Raw genomic sequence first — 5,288 nt, 5'->3', positions numbered from 1 at the left:
GACTTCCCATCCACGGAGGTTTTTACCGTTAAAAAGTTCCTCCCGGTCGCCCTGAGCATTTATCCCGGTCATCGACATTAAAAGAATTACTGATAAAAGGGAAAGACATTTTTTCATAGTTCTTCTTTTTAGTATTAATTTGTGAAGGCAATTTAAGGATTGTTAATCCCTGAGTGTAGATGTTTTTGTGTCAAAACCGGATGGAATTGTTTCATGTCTCAGATATTCAATTAAATAATGCGGCTATTTTTTGTTTTATTCATACTGTTCTTTTCAATTCACATTGTTGATGGTCAAACACCAAGATTTGACCATTTCGATATTTCAACGAGGTTATCACAAAACAATATCAATGGTCTGGTCATTGATGACGACGGGAATATATGGGCAGGAACCCTGGATGGGGTTAATAAGTACAATGGATATAACTTTGATGTTTTCAAACCGTTGTCTCTGGCAGAAGGAAGCATTTCAGGAAACCATATCATATCAATGGGCAAGGGCATTGGTGGAGATATTTGGATAACGACAAGAGAGGGTGTTTTAAACCAGTATCAGGCCTCCCTGAAGAGGTTCAGGAGTTTTCCTCAGGAAATATTCAGTACTGAGGGGATTTCTCCAGATAATAATCTTTGGCAATATAATGATTCCTTACTCTGGTTTAGTCAGGGCAGCCGTGCTGGTGTTTTGAACATCAATACAGCTGAATGCCACACTTTCAGTGCCCCCGGATACATCAATGGTATTAATCAGAATGGAGATACATTGTTGATTTTTGGTGATTTCGGAATTTTACAGTGGAGGGTAGAAGATGAGCAACAATCGTTGAAAAGAGAGCCGGAATTAATATCTTCATTTCCCTGTTACTTCATGCAAACGGGAGAGGACGGATGGATGGCTCTTTCAAGAGATGGCATGTATAAATTTCCGGAAGATTTTAGTTCAAAAACGCCCGTTTTCTATTTTTCCGATATCGGACTTTCTGATTTGGAAACCTCCTCGTTAACCAGTTTTGCCGCTTTTAATGGGGATTATTGGATTGGCGGATTTAATCTGTTGGTGAGAATTCAAAAAGATAGGGAAGGCTGGAGGTCCTTAAGGTTCTCCTATGATGCAGAAAACGACTACACGTTTAAAGGATATAATGTGACTCATCTGAAGTTTGATGAACTTGGAAATCTCTGGATAGGTACTCAGAAAAACGGCATAAACCATTTCAACCATGAGAAAAACCAATTTTTGCATTACAACTGGAATGCGCCATCATTAAGCAGGCCCGATGCTGATCCTGTAAGAGCTATCTGTCGCAGGAAAAACGGAGATTTATGGCTCGGTTTCGACCGTAACGGTGTAGGGATTATTTTTCCTGATGGTCATCAGAAATATTTTAGTCACTATTATACCCAATCGGGAGAGGCCAGTGGCATTAATAATGTTCGATCCATATTTGAGGATTCAAAAGGTAATGTCTGGATTGGGGAATCCGGTGAATTATGTGTTTATAATGAGAAAGAGGAGCGCATCGAGGCGGTGGATGTACGTTTCAACTGGCGATGGTCTTATCAGAGTTATGTGATAAGAGAATGGGATAGAGGTACTTTAATGGTAACTTCTTCCGGAAATATAGGCTGGGTGAATCTGGAATCCATGACTCTGGACAGGGTTGTTAATCTTAGCGAAAAGGTCGGGTATTTGTCGGGTAGTTTGCGGGATATTGTAAGGGATGAAAACGGCCATTACTGGGTAGCTAAAGATGAGAACGGAATTTTCAGGGTGGATGAGTGGGACAAGCCCTTTGAGACGATTCAGAAAAATTCCCACCTGTTGTCGGATAATAAGGTGTATTGTTTGGCTGTTGATGGCGATAGTTTGTGGATTGGCACCAATTCAGGTCTTAATTTGTTCAGTCTTGGAAAGGGAGAGGTCATAAAAAGATATTTTGAGCAGGATGGGTTGAGCAATAATATCATCTACAGTCTTAATATTGATTCTTCAGGAATTATATGGATGAGTACCAATCGGGGAATTAGCAGGTTTAATCCTGTTTCCGGTGATTTTAAGGCTTACTTGTCCAACGATTTTTTCATGGATGATGCCCATTTTGTGGATGATGATGGCCAAATCTACTATGGTGGCTATACCGGAGTTGTCGGGTTTCACCCTGAAGATATTGATCCGCTTCGTGTTAAGGTCAGGGCTACTTTGGAGAGCTTTATTTTGTTTAACCGGCCAATTATGCCCGGAGATTCTGTGAACCAAAGGGTTTTGATGAGAAAACCTCTGGGGGATACTTCCGGACTGAAGCTCCGTTATGATGAGAACTCATTTGCCATACATTTTAATGCTTATCCTTTTGACGTGCCCAATAAAAATGTTTTTCGGTACCGGTTGGCCGGACTGCAGGATGAATGGACCGTTTCTGAGGGAAAGAACCGGCAGGCCCGTTATGCAGCCGTTCCTCCGGGTGATTATACCTTTGAAGTTCAGGCTGCGTTTAGTCATGCCGATTATGGGCCGGTAACGCGATTGGATATTGAAGTTATTCCTCCGTTTTGGCAAACGGGATGGTTTAAATCGTTTTTGGTACTTCTTCTGCTCTCGACGGTTTTTGCTGGTTACCAAATACGATTGCGGCAAATTCGAAAGCGCAATGTTTTATTGAAAAAGCGGGTTGAAGAGCAGACGCGCGAATTGAGAGACCGCAACAGGCAAATTGTGGAAATATCTGAAAAACTTCATGAGGCAGATCAGTCAAAACTCCGGTTCTTTACCAATGTTTCTCATGATTTTCGCACACCCCTGACCTTAATTCTTGCCCATTTGGATAGTCTTGGAAGTGCACGAAGTAAAGCAGTAAAAACTATTCGCAATAATGCGCTTCGATTGCTTAATTTAATAAACCAGCTGATTGATCTGCGGAAACTCGATCAGGGCGAATTGGCGCTTACTATCTCCCGGTTTGATATTGTGGCTTTTACCGCCGGGGTCGTGGAATCGTTCCAGGTTTTGGCATCTAAAAAAGGAGTTGATCTTGATTTCTTCAGTTCTGAGGATAAGCTGGAGGTTTGGTTGGATACCGATAAAACAGAGAAGATTCTCTATAATCTGCTTGCCAATGCTTTGAAATATACGCCGGGTGGCAAATCGATCCTGGTTAGTGTGGCAGAGAATGCCGGTCGGTTTTCTTTGGTTGTTCAGGATCAGGGCATGGGAATGTCAGAAGAAGAGGTGGCGAATGCTTTTGATCGCTTTTTTCGTTCGGAAAAGGGGCAGGAACAGGCCTCAGGTCATGGAATCGGTCTGTCAATAGTGAAAGGACTCACCGAAATTCAGAAAGGTACTATTCATGTTGAAAGTGAGGAAGGGAAAGGAACTGAGTTTATTTTGACATTTTTGAAAGGCAGAGAACACTTTTCGGATCGTGATTTTAAAAACGCCAATGAAGAACCCTTTATCCAGGAAGAAACCGCTGTTGTTTTGGGAAATAATGGGTTTTCGAAGTTTGGGGAGCAGAATATTCTGGTAGTGGAGGACAATCACGAGCTTTCTGAGTTTTTGAGAGGATTGTTGGATACCTGGTTTAATGTAAAGGTGGCTGAAAATGGACGGGAAGCCTTTGAGATAATGGCCGATTTCGCCCCGGATTTAATTATTTCCGATGTAATGATGCCCGTGATGGATGGTATAGAATTTTGTCGCAAAGTAAAGGCAGACATACGGACTTCTCAAATTCCTTTTATTTTGTTGACGGCGCGGACAGATGCCGAAACGCATATTGAAGGATTTGAATTGGGCGTGGATGATTACATCGAAAAACCTTTCAACAGCCGGATATTTTTGGCCCGGTTGAAAGCATTACTCGAAAACCGCGAAAAGTTGAAGCGGCATTTTGAAGACCAGCCTCAAAAATTCATCTCCGTAGAAGGTCTTACCAAAAGAGATCAGGAATTTATTGAATCGGTGAACAGTATTATTGAAAAACGTTATGCTGAATCCAACTTTGGTGTGGAAGCACTCAGTTTTGAGATGAATATGAGTCGCTCCACATTTTACCGGAAATTTAAAGCGTTGACCGGCATTGCTGCCGCCGATTATCTTCGAAAAATCAGATTGCATAAAGCCTCGGTTTATTTGAAGCAGGAGGAAATACCGGCTTCTCAGGTGGCTGAGATGGTGGGCTTCCAAAGTATTGCCCATTTTCGAAAATGCTTTAAAGATGAATTTGGGGAAACACCTGGTGTTTGGGGAAGATAATTATATCTCCCAACTCGCCTTGACCAGACTTCCCTTCTCGTCATCATTATCAATTTTCAGAAAAGTGCCAATTTCCTGGTTCATCTCCTCCACGTGCGAAATGACTCCTACGATGCGGTTTTCATGACGCAGTGATTTCAGGGTGTCAAAAACAATGCTGAGCGACTCCCTGTCCAATGTTCCAAACCCTTCATCCAGAAAGAAGAAGTTTCCACTGGCGGAGGTATGTTTTTGGATGCTGTCGGCCAATGAAAGTGCTAATGACAGAGAAGCCTGAAACGTTTGACCACCCGAAAGGGTTTTGACACTTCGCAGGTGGCCCTCATTCATGAAATCACGCACCTGAAACGAATTGTCCGATGCCAGTTCCAGAGAGAGGTGCTGACGGGTGAGCCGGTAAAAGCGGTCGTTGGCCGAACGAACCAGTTCCTGCAGATAAACAGTAGAAATGTAATTGACAAATGCGCCTCCCTTAAACAGGTTTTTCATCATTTTGAGGTCTTCGGCCCGTTCCAGCACTTTGTCGTGTTGTTTTTTTATCTCTTTTGCCTTTTCCCGGTCTTTTTTCATGCGGTTTAGCGAGTTGCTGGCCTCTCCCCAGGCCCGGTTGAGTTCCTCAATTTTTTTGTTTAATTGCTGATGCTGACTGGTCAATTCAAGATATTTCTTTTCCTCAAAGGAGCGGCCATTAAGCTCCGTTTCATACTGACGGATAGAAGTAGAGACGTTGTTCAGCTCCTGCTTGTGTGTGTCTATTTGCTTGCGAATGCCATCAGTATCAAAGCTTTTAAAAACGAGTTTTACAACGGTTTCACGTTTCGGGTTTCCATTTTCATCAAGGAGTGAGTTGATTTTTTCTTCAACCGTTTTCCATTCTTTTTTAATTTCCGCAAGCTGTTTCTCTCGTGCCTCAATACGACCGCTCAGTGTGTCCAGCTTTTTAGAGGTTTCAGCTACCTTTTTTTCTTCCTGTTGGTAACGTTTATCTATCTCAGAATGTTGATTTTTGAGCGTTGCAGCTTTTTGTTTCAGTT

The 5,288-nt window shown here is 42.4% G+C and carries 2 protein-coding genes; one reads left to right on the top strand and one right to left on the bottom strand.

Going from position 1 to position 5,288, the window contains the following annotated elements:
* Positions 1-237 precede the first annotated feature (237 nt).
* Complete coding sequence (locus QZZ43_RS16705) at positions 238-4,254, top strand: ATP-binding protein (protein ID WP_291861716.1); 4,017 nt, start codon at positions 238-240, stop codon at positions 4,252-4,254.
* On the opposite strand, the gene QZZ43_RS16700 is transcribed toward QZZ43_RS16705, so the two are convergent.
* The coding region (locus QZZ43_RS16700; RefSeq protein ID WP_291861714.1) for an SbcC/MukB-like Walker B domain-containing protein at positions 4,255-5,288 on the bottom strand (1,034 nt) is incomplete at its 5' end. It lies immediately after the preceding gene.

The organism is Marinilabilia sp. (assembly GCF_016278715.1).
Taxonomy (GTDB): domain Bacteria; phylum Bacteroidota; class Bacteroidia; order Bacteroidales; family Marinilabiliaceae; genus Marinilabilia.
Note: the sequence above shows the minus strand (reverse complement) of the source record. Positions and strands in the feature narration are given on the sequence as shown.